Source organism: Gammaproteobacteria bacterium (genome assembly GCA_021647245.1).
Lineage (GTDB): Bacteria > Pseudomonadota > Gammaproteobacteria > RBG-16-57-12 > RBG-16-57-12 > JAFLJP01.
In genome coordinates, this window is sequence record JAKIVC010000020.1 from 1 (window position 1) to 17,575 (window position 17,575).

At 49.6% G+C, this 17,575-nt stretch carries 17 protein-coding genes and 1 pseudogene; 11 read left to right on the forward strand and 7 right to left on the reverse strand.

The window, feature by feature from the left end:
* Window positions 1-922 precede the first annotated feature (922 nt).
* The 4 genes from L3J94_07085 to L3J94_07100 form a co-directional block, all read right to left on the reverse strand.
* Window positions 923-1,225 (reverse strand): hypothetical protein, encoded by a 303-nt coding sequence (locus tag L3J94_07085; protein ID MCF6218506.1) that lies wholly within the window; start codon window positions 1,223-1,225, stop codon window positions 923-925.
* A 173-nt stretch (window positions 1,226-1,398) separates the two neighbouring features.
* The gene (locus L3J94_07090; GenBank protein MCF6218507.1) at window positions 1,399-1,551 is read right to left on the reverse strand and encodes a hypothetical protein; all 153 of its coding nucleotides are present in this window, start codon (window positions 1,549-1,551) and stop codon (window positions 1,399-1,401) included.
* 11 nt (window positions 1,552-1,562) lie between these two features.
* The gene (locus tag L3J94_07095; GenBank protein MCF6218508.1) at window positions 1,563-4,028 is read right to left on the reverse strand and encodes a plasma-membrane proton-efflux P-type ATPase; all 2,466 of its coding nucleotides are present in this window, start codon (window positions 4,026-4,028) and stop codon (window positions 1,563-1,565) included.
* Window positions 4,029-4,064: 36 nt separating this feature from the next.
* The gene (locus L3J94_07100; protein MCF6218509.1) at window positions 4,065-5,468 is read right to left on the reverse strand and encodes an APC family permease; all 1,404 of its coding nucleotides are present in this window, start codon (window positions 5,466-5,468) and stop codon (window positions 4,065-4,067) included.
* A 223-nt stretch (window positions 5,469-5,691) separates the two neighbouring features.
* On the opposite strand from L3J94_07100, the pseudogene L3J94_07105 reads away from it, so the two are divergent.
* The 11 genes and pseudogenes from L3J94_07105 (at window position 5,692) to L3J94_07155 (ending at window position 14,954) form a co-directional block, all read left to right on the forward strand.
* Window positions 5,692-5,826: pseudogene (locus L3J94_07105) on the forward strand (IS1595 family transposase).
* A gap of 244 nt (window positions 5,827-6,070) precedes the next feature.
* Entirely contained in the window at window positions 6,071-6,535 is a 465-nt protein-coding gene (locus L3J94_07110) for a mobile mystery protein A (protein MCF6218510.1), read from the forward strand.
* On the forward strand, window positions 6,528-7,121 hold the full coding sequence (locus L3J94_07115) for a mobile mystery protein B (GenBank protein MCF6218511.1): 594 nt from the start codon (window positions 6,528-6,530) through the stop codon (window positions 7,119-7,121). The genes L3J94_07110 and L3J94_07115 overlap by 8 nt, the downstream gene beginning before the upstream one ends.
* Window positions 7,122-7,227: 106 nt before the next feature.
* Window positions 7,228-8,814 carry a peptide chain release factor 3 gene (locus L3J94_07120; protein ID MCF6218512.1) on the forward strand — a complete coding sequence of 529 codons (1,587 nt, stop codon included), beginning with the start codon at window positions 7,228-7,230 and terminating at the stop codon, window positions 8,812-8,814.
* A gap of 8 nt (window positions 8,815-8,822) precedes the next feature.
* Window positions 8,823-9,119 (forward strand): hypothetical protein, encoded by a 297-nt coding sequence (locus tag L3J94_07125; GenBank protein ID MCF6218513.1) that lies wholly within the window; start codon window positions 8,823-8,825, stop codon window positions 9,117-9,119.
* 135 nt (window positions 9,120-9,254) lie between these two features.
* Window positions 9,255-10,421 (forward strand): hypothetical protein, encoded by a 1,167-nt coding sequence (locus tag L3J94_07130; GenBank protein MCF6218514.1) that lies wholly within the window; start codon window positions 9,255-9,257, stop codon window positions 10,419-10,421.
* A gap of 517 nt (window positions 10,422-10,938) precedes the next feature.
* Window positions 10,939-12,573: a hypothetical protein gene (locus L3J94_07135; protein ID MCF6218515.1), complete on the forward strand. Its 1,635-nt coding sequence runs from the start codon at window positions 10,939-10,941 to the stop codon at window positions 12,571-12,573.
* Entirely contained in the window at window positions 12,573-12,938 is a 366-nt protein-coding gene (locus tag L3J94_07140; GenBank protein MCF6218516.1) for a roadblock/LC7 domain-containing protein, read from the forward strand. Before L3J94_07135 ends, L3J94_07140 begins: the two co-directional genes overlap by 1 nt.
* Before the next feature lie 30 nt (window positions 12,939-12,968).
* A complete protein-coding gene (locus tag L3J94_07145) occupies window positions 12,969-13,541 on the forward strand; it encodes a protoglobin domain-containing protein (protein ID MCF6218517.1) in 573 nt (190 codons plus the stop codon).
* Between the two features lie 9 nt (window positions 13,542-13,550).
* Complete coding sequence (locus L3J94_07150; GenBank protein ID MCF6218518.1) at window positions 13,551-14,285, forward strand: hypothetical protein; 735 nt, start codon at window positions 13,551-13,553, stop codon at window positions 14,283-14,285.
* Window positions 14,286-14,303: 18 nt separating this feature from the next.
* Complete coding sequence (locus L3J94_07155; GenBank protein MCF6218519.1) at window positions 14,304-14,954, forward strand: roadblock/LC7 domain-containing protein; 651 nt, start codon at window positions 14,304-14,306, stop codon at window positions 14,952-14,954.
* A gap of 89 nt (window positions 14,955-15,043) precedes the next feature.
* Here the strand turns inward: L3J94_07155 and L3J94_07160 are convergent, their stop codons facing one another.
* The 3 genes from L3J94_07160 to L3J94_07170 all read right to left on the reverse strand — a co-directional run bounded on the left by L3J94_07160 (window position 15,044) and on the right by L3J94_07170 (window position 17,469).
* Entirely contained in the window at window positions 15,044-15,643 is a 600-nt protein-coding gene (locus tag L3J94_07160; GenBank protein ID MCF6218520.1) for a c-type cytochrome, read from the reverse strand.
* A gap of 306 nt (window positions 15,644-15,949) precedes the next feature.
* A complete protein-coding gene (locus L3J94_07165) occupies window positions 15,950-16,744 on the reverse strand; it encodes a sulfite exporter TauE/SafE family protein (protein ID MCF6218521.1) in 795 nt (264 codons plus the stop codon).
* Window positions 16,744-17,469 (reverse strand): hypothetical protein, encoded by a 726-nt coding sequence (locus tag L3J94_07170; GenBank protein ID MCF6218522.1) that lies wholly within the window; start codon window positions 17,467-17,469, stop codon window positions 16,744-16,746. The genes L3J94_07165 and L3J94_07170 overlap by 1 nt, the downstream gene beginning before the upstream one ends.
* Between the last annotated feature and the right edge of the window lie 106 nt (window positions 17,470-17,575).

Below are 17,575 nucleotides of genomic sequence, written 5' to 3' on the forward strand. Positions count from 1 at the left end.
TGAAAGAGTGAATTAAATCCAAGTTTATCCAGAAATTTGATGACAGGAATCAATCCAGCTTTACTGGTCATGTTTTTCCCTGTTTTCTGAAAATGAATTTTTGCTGGCTTTGTGCGTGCCTTGCTGGGGGGGGTTTCTGGTATGCTTACTCATGAAAATGGTGACTCATCGGTTGTGGTTAAATGCAATTAACTGATTGATGAGTTTACCATTTTCTTTCATTGCTGTTATCTACTTGCAGGATTTAGGAGAAACATTAAACTTCGTGCGTAAAAAATAGAGTGTATCCCCCCGATCCCCCGATAGAAACCTTTAAATCGCAGAAAGCCTTAGCTGTATAATGGTTAATGACAAAAGCCACCATCACCCAATGGGTACACAGCTCATGGCTTATGATGCTTCTCCCCTACAAACTTGATACAACAAACGATTTGCTCACTTCCCGTGCGGGCTTGTTGGCCGCTGCGCAATTAATGGATTTCCTGAAACTCGCTGCTGGATATTTCGCAAGCACCAAAACAAGCTCGCTCCAGAACAACCATTGAGCAAGCTCCAGTGGCCAGCGCACCAAGCCACTGATTAGCAATGCTGTAACTACGGAGAGCATGACCGAGAAGAGTGCCGCCGTCAGTGAAGTGTGGTTGAATCCAGAAAATTAGGGTAAAAAAGAGCCTGGAATTAGAGGGGAATCAGCAGAGCGCTGGACAACTACCTTGACAAACATCGATCCCCAGATAGAAACACGTATGCTGCACAAGCTCTTGACTCCACAGCAAAACAAAAAATAGCCGCCGAACCTGCGGGTGCGACTAATATTTGTAGTTTCACTGTGAAGCCAAACGCTTACACATCATCTCGCGTTTCTATCTGGGGGTTAGGGAAAGATGGCAAAGACACCCAGCCCACCGAGGTATTTGCCTGTCTATACCAAAATGATGGCTGAGCACGCCGAGCAGGGGACGAAGGTGATCAGTGCCGAGGCGAGTACATGCTCACGCCCATGGGTGGTTTGCGCTACGCTGGTGATGGCAGGCACATTGCGACCTAGACCGAGCAGAAACGGCACGGCCACCCCGCTATGCAGTCCGAGGCGGTGAAAGTCGCGATCCACCACAAAGGCGATGCGGTGCATGATGCCGCTCTGTTCCAGAACTTCTAATAACAGTACCAGCGGCAGCATGTAGGGGATGACGATACCCATCAAGCCCACCAGTCCGTCGACCACTGCACGGGCGACTACTCCGCTGGTGGAGTCGGGCTGCCACCCACCAAGGCGATGAGCAGGCGTCGATCACCGCAGAAGAGTTGTTTTGGAATGACGAAAGTAGATTCAGTCATACGATTGTCTGGCTTGGGTGCTTTGTCAGTTTGCACAAAAAATCACGCAGAGTGTTGGTTTCACAGGGGGTGTTCTCGAAAGAGCGCTGGGTTGTAGCGGTCGATGAGTTCGAGTAACAAAGCACGGTCATCGGCGCTGGCTGGCTGTGCGGCAAAGAGCACGCGTGTGGCGAGCAGCATGGTCGGCAGTGAAGTAACGAGTGAGGTAGACATGGGTACTCTCCTTATTTTCTGCGCCAAGGGGCATGCAGTGATTGTTGTAGGCGAATCAGAAAGCCGCGATGACGCTGAGTCTCTTGTGACATGTGGCGGTAGACCTGTACCTTGACCCAGTCGGTGAGCAGGGCCGAGGCGATGGAATAGCCCCAGATGAGGGCAATCTCTGGCCAGGTGATGGGGGTGATGAGTCCGAAGCCGTAGGCGGCCAGCAGGGTGGCGGCTAGCTTGGTGATGAGTGCTGACCAAATCATAATGGGTGCTGGCCAAGGGTGTTGCCAGAAGTGTCCTTTACTGCGCGCAACGAACAGCACCAGATGTCCGGCCACGGCCATCTTCAGAAATACATACGTCTGGATCTGTGTCACATCCAAAAGCATCCAGTCCATGGCAATCAGCAGCATGCCAAAACTACCAATGACACCGACGATGCCCATAGCAGTGGCCACGGTAATCACCTGGCGCATATTCCAACGCACGGGGTCTTTTTCCAAATTGGTGTGGTCGTAGGCGATGGTCATGATGGGTAGATCGTTAAAAAAGGCCAGTAGGATGATCATCACTGCAGTGATGGGGTAGAAGCCGAAAAAGACCATGGCCAGCACGACGAAGAACATAATGCGGATGGTTTCGCTGATGCGGTAGATGGCGTAGGCATTCATGCGTTCAAAGATACGCCGAGCCTCCTCGATGGCGTTGACGATTACCGATAGTCCGGGTGCGGTGAGCACTAGGTCGGCCGCTGCGCGTGCGGCATCGGTGGCACCACTGACGGCGATCCCGACATCGGCTTGCTTGAGTGCGGGGGCATCGTTGACACCGTCGCCGGTCATGCCGGTGATGTGATCGTGTTTTTGCAGAATCTTGACGATGGCGAATTTGTGCTCAGGGAACACCTCGGCAAAACCATCGGCTTTTTCGACGGCCTCGACACTGGTTTTTTGATCGTGGTGATCATTGGCGACAGGCAGTGCATCAGCGCACAGGATATTGCTGCCCAATCCAAGTTTAGCGGCGACCTGCTTGGCAATGGCAAGATTGTCGCCGGTGACCATCTTCATGCTAATGCCGTAGGCGCGGATGCTGGCGATGGTTTCGGTGGAGTCCGTACGAGGGGGGTCGAAAAGTGAGAGGATGCCGAGAAAGGTCCAGCCTGCGGCACCGCCGTCTCGGCGTGCCACACCGAGGGCGCGGTAGCCCTGTTCAGCAAAGTCAGCGACGACCTGTTGGGCACGAACCTGCATCTCATCCGATAGCCCGGCCATCGCCATGATGACCTGCGGTGCACCCTTGACCACCTGAAAGGTGCTGCCATCAGCACTCTGGATTGTCGCCTCAGTACGTTTGTGTACTGGGTCAAAAGGCACGAAGGCCGTCTGGCGAAAGGCTGCGAGGCGTTCCTTGTTCACCAGGCCTTCCAATACGGCCTCATCGATAGCATCCTGATTCTCTTCACGAGAGGCCAGTGCTGCAGCCAGCAGCACCTCTTGTCCATTCTCGGCGTGAAAGATCTCGACCTCACCCAGGGTGAGGCGATTTTGCGTCAAGGTGCCGGTCTTGTCTGAGCACAGTACATCCATGCTGGCCATCTCCTCGATGGACTCTAGGCGGGTGACGATGGCCTTGCGTTTCGATAGCGCCATGGCACCCATGGCCATGGTCATAGAGAGTACTGCCGGCATGGCGACAGGAATTGAGGCGACGGTAAGGATCAGCGCAAATTGAACCAGCTCCAGCCAGTCTGTGCCACGGTGAAGTTCAACGATAATCAGCAGTGCCACCAGCGCCAGACTGAGGTAGATCAGATAGTCGCCAATGGTGAGTACAGCTTTTTGGAAATGGGAGGTGGTCGTGGCCTGTTGCACCAGACTGGCCGTCTTGCCGAAGCGGGTGTCGGCTCCGGTGGCTGTCACTTCGGCCAGCACCTCACCCTGTTTGACCGCAGTGCCGGAGAAGGCTTCGTCACCGGTACGCTTGGTGACCGGTAGGGACTCGCCGGTGAGCGCCGACTGGTCGATGCTGAGGTAATCACCGTCCACCAGCTTGACATCAGCAGGAACGACATCACCTAGGCGGATGCGCACGATATCGCCTGGTACCAGTTGCTTGGCATCGATCTCCTGCCACTGACTGTCGCGCAGCACCCGAGCCTTGAGGGCCAGCTGCTTCATCAACGCTGCTATCGCATTGCCTGCGGTGTACTCCTGCCAGAAGCCAACCGCAGCATTGAAAATGAGCAGGGTGATGATGATCCAGAAATCAGCCCAGTGCTGAACCAGTGCAGAGAGCACGGCTGCCACCTCGATCATCCATGGGATGGGGCCCCAGAAATAACCCAGCAGGCGCCGTAGGGTGGAGACTTTCTTCTCTTCCAGGGCATTGGGCCCATACTGCGTGAGGCGTTGGGCCGCCTCGCCACTACTAAGGCCCTGCACGGGGGGTGTTCTATCAGCGGCTTGCGTGGGTTCTGTCATTACTGATCTCCTCCATCTGAGAGTGCGAACTCTCGGTCAGGTGTTATTCCGTCTCTTGTGGAGCAATAGTTCATTCAGCTCATCGTGAAGATAATCCTCACCCTTTCGTAGCAGGGATAGCTCTCGTTGTATGAATTTACGCCGGGTCAGCCCACAATAGATCAACTCCACCAGTACACTGCCGCCGAGAACAATAAAGGTGCCATAAAAACTGCTGCGGTTGGTGTGCCATTGATAAGCCAGTAACAAGAGAAACACTGCGGAAACAACGATAAAACCCAAGGCAATAATTGCTGCATTCCCACCATATTGACTCTTCAACCGCCAGTGGGCGTAAAGCACAAAGAGGTAGATGACCATGAAAACGCCACTGGTGATTGAGGCGATACCATTGAGATTGAAAGTGAGTGCAAAAATAATCCCCAAGGCAGCAGTAAAGTAGAGCCCTTCACTGGAATTAAACCACAGTTTTCGATTGAACTGCCGCGGCAGTTCCCCCCGCTTTGCTAAGGCATAGGCCACATTGGCACCCCCGAACAAGGTGGCATTGAGCGCTGATGCAATGGAGAACAGTGCACCGAGAGAAATCAACAAAAATCCGGTCTGTCCCAGAAAGGGTTCAGCGGCAACAGCCAGGGCATTGTCCTGTGCCTTGATCAGGTCAGCCGGTGCCAGGTTTCCTACTGCTACCAGCGATACCAGGATATAAACAATGCTAACGATAAATATACTGAGGTAGATGGCGCGAGGAACATTCTTCTCTGGATTTTGCATATGTTCAGAGGCATTAGTAACCAGCCCAAAGCCCATGTAAGAGAGGAAAAACAGGGCGATTGCATTGATGCTTCCAGTGATTTCAGAAGGTGTAAAGGACGGTGTGACGAGATACGGCTTGATGCTGCTTACGCCCAGCACCACAAACAGAGCCAGGATGGAGAGCTTGATGACAACAATAATCAGCTCAGCCTTGCCCACAGCAGAAGAGCCCAGAACGCCTAGTGCCAGAAAGAGAAGCACGATGCTCGCCTCAGTAATGTCACTTGCCAGAGGTGAAGGTTGGAGGTGCAATAAGGGTAAAAAATAGCTGGCAAAACCTTTGGCGAACAGGGCAATAGAGATCACATAGGTGAACCAGAATAGAAAACTCAGAGCCCCGGTCAGCAGACCATCACCGATACCCTTGAGGATGAATTCGATGGGCCCCGCATCGGAGATAATGCGACTGCCCAGCGTGGCGTAAGAGTAGGCCACCAACAGGGCTATCATGCCAGAAAGAAAAAATACCAGCGGCAGATTAGGCCCGGCCAGGCGTGCACCGAGTCCAAATATTGAAAATATGCTGGCACCTACCATAGTGCCCACTGCCAGTGCGACGACCTGCCACAGCCCCATCTTTTTTGTTGACGCTACCGCTGCCGAGCTATTTTTTTTCGTTAGCATATCCATTATCTTATAGTGTGCTCGGGTAGTCGGTAGGAGGCGTTACAGTATGATATTTCTCTCGCTTGGTGTTTTTTTGGAAATATCACTCATAGTCATCCTGCCTGTTTCAATGTATGACCTCTGCTGATCTTATTCTCTTATCTTAATGTTCATCTGCTACTTGGGTTACACAGCGCATGGGAAAGTAGTGGTTGAAATGAGCCGGATGGCGCAATCTCTTTATTTAGCCGAGTTCTGTTATCGCTTTAATCGTCGTCTTAAGCTAGAGGGCATGCTACCAAGGTTTGGTTGTATTGCAGCGAGAACAGTGCCTATGCCAAACAGGCTTCTACAGCGGGCTGATAATTATGGGTAATTAGGAGAGCTCAAGACTGGCGTATGAGCTAATTCAAAATCCAGCAATCAAAGGTTGCATTGCTTCTTTAAAGAGCGCCAAAAAATCGCGCTTTCGGGTAAACTACGCCCGAAAGCGAATGAGGGAAATCAACATATAGCTAAACTTTACTGCGTTTTTAGTTTAGCTTTATATTGACTTATATTTTTTAAGTATAGATTTAACTAAACTAATGATGGTTTAAATTATAGATTAAGGTCATCCGATGGGCATCGAAGCGGTTGTTTTAAAGCAATATCAAAACAAGGTGAACCAAGCTTTAAAGCAGTTTGGTGACTATGCCATGCCCTCTTCTGAAGGGTGGCTTAAAACAGTTCGCAAAGCGCTTGGCATGTCAGGCTCGCAATTGGCAAACCGCCTTGGTGTTACCAAGGGGCGGGTTTCACAAGCGGAGTCTGCTGAGCTAACAGGCAGTGCCACGCTTAAAAGTATGCAAAGCATGGCGCAAGCCATGGATTGCCGCTTTGTGTATGCGGTCATTCCTGAAAAAGAAATTGAAAGCGTGATCAGGGATCGGGCCGTATTTAAGGCAAAAGAACAGATCAAAGCGGCATCCACACAGATGGCGCTTGAAGCGCAAGCGCTCAGCGATGAGCAGCTTACCTTTGAAGTGGATCGTCTTGCTTCTGAGATCATCGAGAAGATGCCTTCTGATTTATGGGATGAGTAATGAGTTAGTTGAAACAGATGGCGCAACACCCCTCGATCCTGATGAAAAGGAAGGGCTTCGTTTTAAGCACATTACAACCAGAGGCGAACTTGATCAGTTGGAGCAAGCCAATATTGTTGAAGGCATGCAGTGGCTTAAAAAGCAAAAGAACCCAGATATATTGAGCGAAGGATTTGCGCGAGATTTGCACAAACGGTTATTTGGGCAAATGTGGAAATGGGCAGGCACATTTCGTAAAACGGAAAGGAACATCGGTGTTGATCCGACCCAGATCGCAATTCAGTTGCGACAGCTATTAGGTGATACGCGCTACTGGATAGAGCATGAGACCTGTCCACCAATAGAGCTTGCTGCACGCTTTCATCACAAGCTGGTATCGACCCACCCATTTCCAAATGGAAATGGTCGCCATGCACGCATAATGGCAGATGCAATACTCACCAAGCTCATGGACGCACCTGCGATTGATTGGGCGGGGGGCTACAAATTAGCAGCAATGAATGAGCGCCGTGATCAATATATTGCGGCACTCAGAGCCGCCGACAAACATGATTTTGACAAGCTATTTGAGTTTGTTGGTGCGTAAGATTTTTGATCAGGTAAAATAACGTGCTTTTCGAGTATTCCATTTGTTCGAAAAGGTATTTTTAACAATGGCTACAAGTTTGGGTACAAACTAAGGTTTTTAGGGCATGGCAGATAGCAATTTTATTAATGAAATCAAGAGAAGACGCACGTTTGCTATCATCTCTCACCCAGATGCGGGTAAAACAACACTAACAGAAAAGTTGTTGTTGTTTGGGGGTGCTATTCAGTTGGCGGGTAGTGTTAAAGGACGGAAGGCGGCGCGACATGCGACGTCTGACTGGATGGCGCTTGAGCAGCAGCGCGGTATTTCTGTTACGACATCTGTGATGCAGTTTGTGCACAACGATCGGATTATGAATCTGCTCGATACCCCGGGTCATGAGGATTTTTCTGAAGATACTTATCGGACTCTGACGGCTGTGGATTCTGCGTTGATGGTGATCGATTGTGCCAAAGGTGTTGAGAATCGCACGGTCAAGTTGATGGAGGTTTGCCGATTACGCGATACGCCGATCATCACTTTCATCAATAAGCTGGATCGTGAAGGGCGCGATCCCATTGACCTTCTGGATGAGGTTGAAGAGGTATTGAAAATCCAGTGTGCACCAATTACCTGGCCAATTGGTATGGGTAAAGAGTTTAAGGGGGTGTTTAACCTGGTGACTAATGCGATCCACCTTTTTAGCTCGACCCATGGGGGTAAAATACAAGAGGGTGAGGTGATTCATGGGCTGGATAACCCTCGGCTTGATGAGCTTTTTGGTCAGATGGTTGTTGATTTTCGTGAAGAGGTGGAGCTGGTGCGAGGCGCAAGTCATGCGTTTGACCTGGATGCCTATTTGAGTGGTGAGCTAAGCCCGGTGTTTTTTGGTTCAGCAATCAATAACTTTGGTGTGAAGGAGCTGCTGGATGCTTTTGCTGAATATGCGCCGGCACCGCTCCCCCGTCCTACAAATAGTCGCGTGGTTCCCGCCACTGATGAGGCGTTTAGCGGTTTTATATTTAAAATTCAGGCCAATATGGATCCACAGCACCGGGATAGAATTGCATTTATGCGAATCTGTTCGGGTGAGTTTCGCCAAGGGATGAAGATGCGACATGTGCGGATTGGCCGCGATGTAAAGATTCCCAATGCGATCACTTTTATGGCGGGCCAGAGAGAGCATGCGATAACCGCATGTGCGGGTGATATTATTGGCTTACATAACCACGGTACTATTCAGATTGGAGATACCTTTACACTCGGCGAAGATTTGAAATTCACCGGTATTCCCCACTTTGCTCCCGAGCTTTTTCGTCGCGCCCGCCTGAAAGATCCGCTACGCCAAAAAGCACTGGTAAAAGGGTTGGATCAATTGTGCGAAGAGGGAGCCTCTCAACTCTTTAAGCCGATGAATAATAATGATCTTATTGTGGGTGCTATCGGGGTTCTCCAGTTTGATGTGGTTGCACATCGACTTAAGGATGAGTATAACGTTGAATGTTTGTTTGAACCTGTTAATGTGGCCACTGTGCGTTGGGTCGAGTGTGATGATGAAAAAACACTTGAAGAGTTCAAGCGCAAAGCGGCTGATAATCTTGCCATTGATGGGGGCGGGGACCTTGCCTATGTTGCCCCCACTCGCGTTAACCTTCAGTTGACGATTGAACGGTGGCCAGATATTCGTTTCTTATCTACACGTGAACATTAGAGGTTAGTATGAGTCCACGAGTTATTCTGTATATTGGGCTTGTTATCGCCCTCATCCCGATGATTGGAATGTGGCAGTATATGTCGGTAATACTGGCTGTTCCCGTCGAGTCGCATGATCCTGAAATGCTGCGTAAGCTGACAGAGAAAATGGCTATGCTAGGCATGTACTCATGGCCTGTCTGGCTCGGTGTGGCCGGTTTTTCAGTGTTTCGCTGGCATGAGTTGAAAGCACCTGAGCGTTTGCTTGCCTGGATACCAATGATGGTTTTTCTGGCATGTTATGCTGTGATATTTCTGCGATAACGTGCCGTATTATTTTTTTGTGGTTTAAGGTTTTGGCTGCTACCTTTAAAGTTGAGGTGCATTAAGACGCTGGGCTGTTGGTCGGCGGGTATCCTCAGAGGTGTGATGGTGAAACCTCTTTTCAGGCTATGTGTGGTGTCGCTCTTCTGTGGGGCGCTGCTCTCTACCCCCGCCACCGCATCAAGCGCGGCTGCGAATGATGTTGTTATGAAGGAGCACTCTTCATTGATGTACCAGCAACGTCACGCTTATGCCGTCATGCTGTTTGGGCTGATTGATCGCCACCTGCCAGCAGTTGTTGGCAGCGATACTCATCAAGAGGCGGAGCGTCTGCTCAATGTGGCTAGAATTTCACGTGATGAGGGTGATATTGAGCAGGCTATGTTGCAGCTTAATGAGTCACTCTTGTTGCTGAAACAGCTTTCGAGCGAGCAGCCATTGCAGCTCCGCGAAAAAAGACGTTACCTTTCATTGAAAGAGGGAATCCCTCTCTTTACTACGGCATATCAACGCCATTATGACGAGCTTGCTCCGCAAGCCGCAGCAAACAGTCCGTATCGTTACAATCAGGAAGAGGTCGATCTGTTGATGCATGAGGCCGAAGTGTATGTTCAGCAGGGGAGATTCGGTGAGGCATCCATCCTGATGAAAACCGCGCAGGAGCATATCGCTGTCGCGATAAAAAGCTTGCTGGATCACAAGCGGATAGGTGTTGTGGCCTATCCGGCGGTATCAGTAATCGAGTTGGGTCGACCACAGCATGAGATTGATCGGGAGCAGTACCAGCAAGTTATCGTATCGATCAATGCCTTTAAAAAGGCTCATTTACGACAAAAAAGTGTAGACGCTCAACCTGTGATTGGCTTTGATAAAGAGCTAGTAGAGTGGTTGTTATCTGAGGCGGCAGCTTTAGCATCGAAACAGCGCTATGTGGCCGCGACCGAAATAGCTGAGCGTGTGCGTACGCTAATAACAGCGGCGCTGCGAGACACCCTGGATGGTCATGATATTGTCGTAAAGCTGGATATCAGCACACCGAAGCTTGAGTTTATTTATGAGCACCGCCGCTATTTAGGCTATGAAGAGCTGATTCCCATTGCCATTAGACAGATGCAGCCGGATGCTAAAACCCTGGCAGAGATTACTCAATATAGAGCGCAAGGCGGAGCGATGGCACAAAAAGCCTTGGATAAAAGTGCTGAGGGTGAGTACCCCGTTGCTATTCGTATGATTATGGATGCAACACGAGCCATGCAGAGGGCTCTGCATACTGCGGGTGTGCCCATTTATGATGCAAGATAGTCGGTTTTTTCTCAAGATATTGTGTGGCAACCCGAATGCCTGTGGGCTGTATCTGGTTTTTTATCCAATTTCGTATAATAGCTAGGTTTTTATGGCGGTTATTTCGTCAGGAAATTGACAGGCAGGCAGGGCAATAGAGTGTGGACGTTATTTTTAGGTTGCACTTATTGGGTGCGGGCGTTGCAACTTGATTGAAGCAATGGGAGGTTAATCGGCCGTTTTGATATCTATTACCACATTTTTGTCATCTTCATGGCGTATGATCCGAGCCGGTGTTGAACCGATGATGTGTTGATACAAGGCAGTTTGTTTTTTTATTTTCCATTATCTATCGGCTTGGAGCAAATATTGCTTCATGATTCATGTGTAAAGTATTTTTTAGTGGAATCAGGGAGGATGGCTAGGTTGCTTGGTATACGATGAATTGACACTGAATTTGATATTTTTTGGTTAGGCCCTAACAGGGAGGTAGGTCTATGCTGCTTTCCTGTTGGCTGACAATCGAGTAAATAAAACTATGCTGCTAACAGTTGCTGCGCTTGGGTTATGTGAAAAAGAACAAGGGGCGCTGCGTGCCGCACTTGATGTTGCCGCTGGCCTGGAGATTGGTCGCTGGCAGTTAGCTCATCATTCACAGCCTGCGTCGGTTATTTTTGTTAATGTCGATACACCGGTCGCGAATGAGTGGATTAATGAAATAGTGGCGATAGACTCTTCGGCTATTTTCATCCAATGTTCAAGCGAAGAGTTGAAGGACTCTTCAGTTTGCTACCACACCACCCTGCCTCTCAGTTATCGGGCGGTGGTCACTTTGCTTCAAGGGTTTGAAGGCCAGCTTCACTTGGTTAAACGTCCAGATGGAGCGTCTCCGATCACGGTCGAAGCGTTGGCTGCTATCGCGCGACGCATTCCGTATGAAAAGCCTGCTGTATTGGATATGTCGCAAGATGAACCGGTTGCGCAAGTAAAAGTTGATTCAATGGTTGAGGAGCTGGAGGGTGGCTTGGTCGATCCCCCTGTGCTCGATGATGTTTATATCGCAGATGAGTCAGCGGTGTTGCCTGAAAAGGACTCGACTGAAACACTCGTGGTTGAAGCCGTTGAAGCCGTTGAAGCCGTTGAAGCTGTTGAAGCTGTTGAAGCTGTTGAAGCTGTTGAAGCCGTTGAAGCTGTTGAAGCCGTGGAAACAGTTGAAACAGTTGAAACAGTTGAAACAGTTGAAACAGTTGAAACAGTTGAAAATACCGATGTTTTAGAGCCTGAAGAGCTTCTCACCCCTTCCACTGAAAGGCCCTCTTTTCATCGCCCCCCTCTTCGTCAGCATACTTACCTGCCTCGCGGCGGCCTGTTTGATGAGCAGCAAAAGCCTCGGCGTGAGAAGCCCGCGATGGAGATGATGCAGATGCTTAACCGCCCTGCCATGCGCTTCTATCAATATACTCGACTCCTCGGGCTGTTGCATTCAATTGTTGATAAAAATCAGTCTGTTGTGGTTACTCATTTGAGGCTTCCCGCACTGGTTATTTCGCCGGAGAGGGGGGTGTTCGGTTCCATTGATCCTTTGGATCGAGAGGTGGAGCTATTTTCCATGGCGGCTTATAAGTTTAAGGTACAAGAGGTTTCATCGGCTGATCTTGATGATGTGATGGCCGGTTGTATTGTTCAGCCATTATGGGCACTGTTTTACACGGCGGCACTCTTTGGCTCTGAAGGGCGCTTAATGGAGGCTCTGGCACCAAATGATCTGCTTCATTTGAAGCGTATGCCGGACTTTAAACGGGTGCCCCACTGCATGGAGCACATGAAGCTTGCAAAGTATCTGGTTTCACACAACATCGATATTATTGGTTTGGCTCAAATGACCTCTGTGCCACTACCGATGGTGATCAATTTTTGTAACGCATGTGAAGAGGCTGAGCTGATAAAGCGACGCTCTGCTCTGCGAAAAGTACCTGAAAAAGCGCTGGCTAGTCGGCCTAAAAAAGGGGTTGTGACCGCTTTTCCCTCACCCGCACATCATAAAAAAACCAAGTTTAAACATAAAGTGGGTACTTCATTTTGTCTGGAGCGAGATGGCGACAGCTTAAGAACTGTGGATGATAGTCGTTATAAACAAACAACAGAACCAAGTAACAACAACGGGGATGCATAATGAGTAAGCAAGATGAGCTAAATAAAATAACCAAAGAGCTGCGGATGAATGTACCGGATATCTCAGGCGTGATGATTGCCAGTGATGAGGGTCTCTCAATCGCCACTGACTTTGCTGAAGAGGATGCCGTGCGCGTGGCTGCTGTGAGTGCGGCCGCATCGGGCTTGGGGAACAGGATTTCACAAAATGCCACTTTGGGTGAGCCAGAAGAGGTGATGGTAAAAGGGCGTGATGGCCTTCTGCTTATCTATCTTGCAGGAGATAACAGTGTTTTGGCAGTGCGTGCGCCATCACGAGGTAACCTAGGGCTTGTTCGGCTTGAGGCTAGCTCGGCGGCACAGGAAGTACGTAAGGTTTTGGGCTAATCACAACAAAAGTGACGGGACAATATAATCATGACAAATGAAATTATCGAGCAGATACCCGAGTGCGTTCGTTTTAATGATGAGGATGCTCAAGCATTAATTCGCAATAAGGATGTGCTGCTGACACTTGAGGATGGCCTTGTGGATGGGTTTTATAACGCAGTCTACTCTTACAGTGTGACGCGTGCAGTTTTTACTGATAATGAGCGAGCAGCTCGCGAGCAGACCTTGAGAGACTGGTATAGGCGCACTTTGAATGGCCCTTTTGATGATGCATACTGGCAGTGGCAGACATTTGTTGGCTTGGTGCATATTAAGCGTAAAGTGAATAATGCGATGGTCTCCGGTATGTGGGGTTGGATTTTGACCTACCTCAGTTCAAATGCACTTGAGCATTTGGGTGAGAATGAAGCAAAAGCGGTGATTAAGGCGCTGCATTCGTTACAGGCTGCTGTTATGGCTTTAATATCAGAAAGCTACCAACGTAATATGTTTGTCGCTGTGGATAAAGCATCCGGTATCAAAGAGGCGTTGTTAATGCGCTTGGTTAATATCGAGATTGATGGCATGTTGGACGATGCCCGTTCAAACGGTACCGGATAACTGATTTGTATGGAGTATTATCAGTTAGTAACACAATCGGCGAAAGGAGCAGCGTTAGCCGTTAATGGTCTTTCGGGTGGAGAGGCGAGCTTGCTACCTGATAGTAAGGGGCTTCACCCAAAACTCTCTGCAGCAGTATCCAATGATGCATATGCTGAGCACCTACAGCGACGCATTGAGCGTAACCCACGAGACCTTCGTTCACATACACAGCGTGTTTTGATGCGATTTTCTCGAGGGGATGCTTTTGCAATATTCAGTGCACTGGCTGATCTTTTCATTGTGCTGGGTGATCGGGGCTATGACCTTCGGCATTCGCTACTCACTCATGTGTCGGAAAAGCTTCAGGCAGATCAGTTACAGTTTTTGATGCAACGATTACAAACCGGCTTGCGTGCAGATGAGCAGCTGCCGGATGGTAGTTACTCTCGGTTATCACAAGGTGGGGTTGAAAATTACCCCTTGGTCTCTCAGGCGGGCATTGCTTGTCAGCAGGGTGACGGTGTCGTGCTGGTTCAGCACTACATCGATGCAGGCAATATTGAGCAGGCATGTGGTCTGTTAGAGCAGCGTGTTGATGCGGACCCGGGTGATCAGAGTGCATGCGAAAAACTATTGGCACTCTATCGTGAGCATCAACTGGTCAATGCCTTTCAGGCTAGTTATTATCGCTTTTCAGGGCGCTCATTGGCGGTTCCAACGTCTTGGCAGGCGCTTGATGAGTATTTTAAAAACAGATCTTAATATTACAAGGAAGCACATTTGTCTGATTATCAATTGGCGGATGACCTCTATTTATACCCTACGCCGGCCGGTGCTTTTCATGCCGTCTCCAGTGCAGAAGATGATCATACCCGTGACCTTTTACGTCACATTCTAAGTTTCCAATCCTGCCCAAAGGCGGAGATAAACAAACTCTGTGAATGGTTGCGGGTGGATGATGAGCAGCAGGCGCTCGCCCTATTGCATCAGGCACAAACCATGTCATGGGTTCATGGCCTCAAGGAAGCGAAGGAGATACATGATGCGGGCATTGGGCAGGAGATGGCGGCACTCATTCCGCAGCTTTCATCAATAGGTAAAGGGTTGCTAGTGGATGATAATGGCTTCTCATTGGCACGCAGCGGGGTCGACGATCCCACCGCAGAGGCGTTGTCAGCATTGACGGCTGACCTGTTATCTGTGCAGGATCGTCATGCAAAAAGGATGGAGAAATGCTTGGGTGTCACCACTCAGGCATGGGGCGCTATTGATGCCTTTGGTGCCAGTCGCATTGGTGTTTGGCCGCTTTATGTTGGGGATTATCGCTTTTCACTGGTGCTGCTGGGTGTGCCACAACTGAATCGCCAAGAGTTTGTTGCCCTGGTCTGGAGCTTAATGAAACGCTATGGCGGGGAGAGTAAAGAGCGTTAGCTGCTGGGATAGTGTCATGGATTGCGTATACATTGACTAAAAAGCCCCTGCCAATAAATGGCAGGGGCTTTTTTGTGAGAAAGAAGTGGCTACTGGCTGGAGAGGTACTCGGCCACGGCATCGATACTCTCTTCTGAAACGGAGGGTAAAATAAGGTTCATCATGTAACCTTCATTGCTGGTGCGTTTACTGGTTCGGAAATCATACAGCGCCTTCACAATATAGCGTTTGCTCTGCCCTACAACCATGGGTGATGTGGCACCTTCGGTAGGTGCCTCTCCCATGCCGTCACTGCCGTGACACATGCTACAATTATAAGAACTAAAATAGACTTTTTTGCCTGCTTCAATCAGCGATTTATTGGAGCTTCTGTAGCGTGCCCGGGGTAGAGAGCCGTAATAGGCGGCAACATTTTCGATATCCTGTGGGTTGTTAAGTAAATTAGCGAGACCATGCATCAGGCTGTCTCCTTGTCGAGCATCACGAAATGAATTGACTCGCTTGACAATGTAGTCAGGGAGCTGCCCTGCCAGATTAGGGACTTCAGCACTGGGGCTGATGCCATTGTTACCATGACACGAGGTGCAGTTGGCAGAGAAGGCCTCGCCTGCTGCGATATCAGCAGCATTGGTCTGGCCGGCAATCAATAGGGCAACTGCAATTGTAAGCCACTGTTTTTTTATAAGCATGGTCTCTCTCTTTTCATATTCATAATACACAATAAGTTCAGGGTAATGCTATTTTATGGCGTGGCTAGCTTGCCAACACTCCGCCACTTATCACTTAGCCCGAACAATTTGTAAATTATACACAATTTCACTTGCCCGTTGCTGCCATGAGGGAATATTTCCTCCATCATCACTGATGCAGGGCTTTTGGGTCATTGTTCTGTGAAACCAGTCTCCTGAGCGATCTTGGTACAAGTTGATGGGATATTCGGGCTGGTTGCAAGGCTATTTAAGTGTTTTTGTGAGTTCAGCCGCCAAAATCAGGACTCAATGGTGGTGGTTCATTTCAGGTGCGGCATCGACCGGGTGCTGGTCACCATGATGCGGGTGAGGATGTTCTACAGGTTGAGGCATCACATGCTCAGCATGCGGCTGCGAGGTGTTGCTCGTTGCATGGTTATGGTCACCGTGAAGTAGATTGCGGCTGGCGGTGAAGATAGCCAGAATGATCAGCGCAACCGCGGCCACTTTTAAGAGTGTGCCGCGTAGTTGTGGTGTAAGGGTGCGCATTAAATAGGGCGTGAACAGCATGGCGGGGATTGTACCGGCCCCGAATGCCAGCATGACCAGTGCGCCTTCGAGTGGTGAGTTGGCTGTTAGGCTAAGTGCTAAGCCGGCATAGACGAGGCCGCAAGGTAGCAAACCGTTGAGCATGCCCACCATTAGCCAGGGGGGAAGCTTGTCCTGTTCGTTCGCCTGTTTGCTCCAGCGGCTGAGGCCAGTTACTCGCATTATTGTGCCGGTGAAGCGGCTGAGTGGGTCAGGCATCCAGCCACCCAGGTTTAAGGCAAACAGCACCATGATTGCAGCGGCAAAATAGCCTAGCCAAACCTGAGTGGATTGCAGATTATTTTCACCGTGCAGGTTGATGCCAATGGCTGCAATCATCGCACCCAATAGCATATAGCTGCTAACGCGTGCCAGCTGATAGCTAATAAGACCGGGCCACCACACTTTTTCACGACTCATCGTGATAGCGGTTACCAGGCCACCGCACATGCCAATGCAGTGAAGGCTGCCTAGCAAGCCAATAGTGAAGGCGCTTACCAGCAGTACTTCCATCAAAGTGCCTCGTTGTTAAGTTTTTGTGGGTGAGTGTTGTCGCTCACCAGATCTTTTTCATCGATATCTAGAGAGTCTAATACCAGGGAAAATTTTCCGGGCTCTACAAACTGCAACAGTGCTTCGCCGCTTCGATCAAGAATGACATCCAGTCCTATCTTGGGGTAGAGGAAGTGAACAATCTCCCCGCGCACATGAACCAGCGCCGGCTCACCGAATTTATTGCTGATATCTTCCGGCCCCAGACTGACGCGTGGAATTGAGGTCAAGGTAATTACCGGCATGGTGTTAACCATCGACTGCTGTTTATCGTCAATTTCCAGTTTGATATTGCCAGAGGGAAACGCGATGGGGCCGTGGGCCTTGTAGCGAATCTGCTCTAGCTGTGGTTCTGTGGAGTAGAGCCCGAGCAACATTTTGCTGTTATCCGGCATGCTGGGGAAGAAGGCCTCAACATTGTGTTCGGGGACTAGGTCATTGCCTTGTTCATCTTTTTCCGGAGGCATGATGAAAAGAGCCCGCTTAGCGCGACTTCCTAATATTATTTCTGCCTCACTCAAGGTTGTTTTCCCCAAGACAATGCCAAATACAGTCATTTCGCCCTGCTCACTCTCACCGATGATGGCCGCTTGGGTTATCTCTTGTTTATCGCCGCCAGAGGGCCACAGGGTGTAGACGACGAGTATGGCAAGGGCGAGATATAATATTTTTATTTTAGTGCTCATAGCGTGGGTATCTTTCATCTAGCTGATAATTTGCGCTATTGTACATTAAGAGCGCGCCGAATAAGAGATGATTATTTTACGCTGAAATGAAATTCAGTCAGGCCTT

Bases quoted from the DNA above. Each gene is read 5' to 3' on its own strand.
- L3J94_07090 (MCF6218507.1), bottom strand. From the start codon at position 1,551: ATGTCTACCTCACTCGTTACTTCACTGCCGACCATGCTGCTCGCCACA.
- L3J94_07095 (MCF6218508.1), bottom strand. From the start codon at position 4,028: ATGACAGAACCCACGCAAGCCGCTGATAGAACACCCCCCGTGCAGGGC.
- L3J94_07100 (MCF6218509.1), bottom strand. From the start codon at position 5,468: ATGCTAACGAAAAAAAATAGCTCGGCAGCGGTAGCGTCAACAAAAAAG.
- L3J94_07110 (MCF6218510.1), top strand. From the start codon at position 6,071: ATGGGCATCGAAGCGGTTGTTTTAAAGCAATATCAAAACAAGGTGAAC.
- L3J94_07115 (MCF6218511.1), top strand. From the start codon at position 6,528: ATGAGTAATGAGTTAGTTGAAACAGATGGCGCAACACCCCTCGATCCT.
- L3J94_07120 (MCF6218512.1), top strand. From the start codon at position 7,228: ATGGCAGATAGCAATTTTATTAATGAAATCAAGAGAAGACGCACGTTT.
- L3J94_07125 (MCF6218513.1), top strand. From the start codon at position 8,823: ATGAGTCCACGAGTTATTCTGTATATTGGGCTTGTTATCGCCCTCATC.
- L3J94_07135 (MCF6218515.1), top strand. From the start codon at position 10,939: ATGCTGCTAACAGTTGCTGCGCTTGGGTTATGTGAAAAAGAACAAGGG.
- L3J94_07140 (MCF6218516.1), top strand. From the start codon at position 12,573: ATGAGTAAGCAAGATGAGCTAAATAAAATAACCAAAGAGCTGCGGATG.
- L3J94_07145 (MCF6218517.1), top strand. From the start codon at position 12,969: ATGACAAATGAAATTATCGAGCAGATACCCGAGTGCGTTCGTTTTAAT.
- L3J94_07150 (MCF6218518.1), top strand. From the start codon at position 13,551: ATGGAGTATTATCAGTTAGTAACACAATCGGCGAAAGGAGCAGCGTTA.
- L3J94_07160 (MCF6218520.1), bottom strand. From the start codon at position 15,643: ATGCTTATAAAAAAACAGTGGCTTACAATTGCAGTTGCCCTATTGATT.
- L3J94_07165 (MCF6218521.1), bottom strand. From the start codon at position 16,744: ATGGAAGTACTGCTGGTAAGCGCCTTCACTATTGGCTTGCTAGGCAGC.
- L3J94_07170 (MCF6218522.1), bottom strand. From the start codon at position 17,469: ATGAGCACTAAAATAAAAATATTATATCTCGCCCTTGCCATACTCGTC.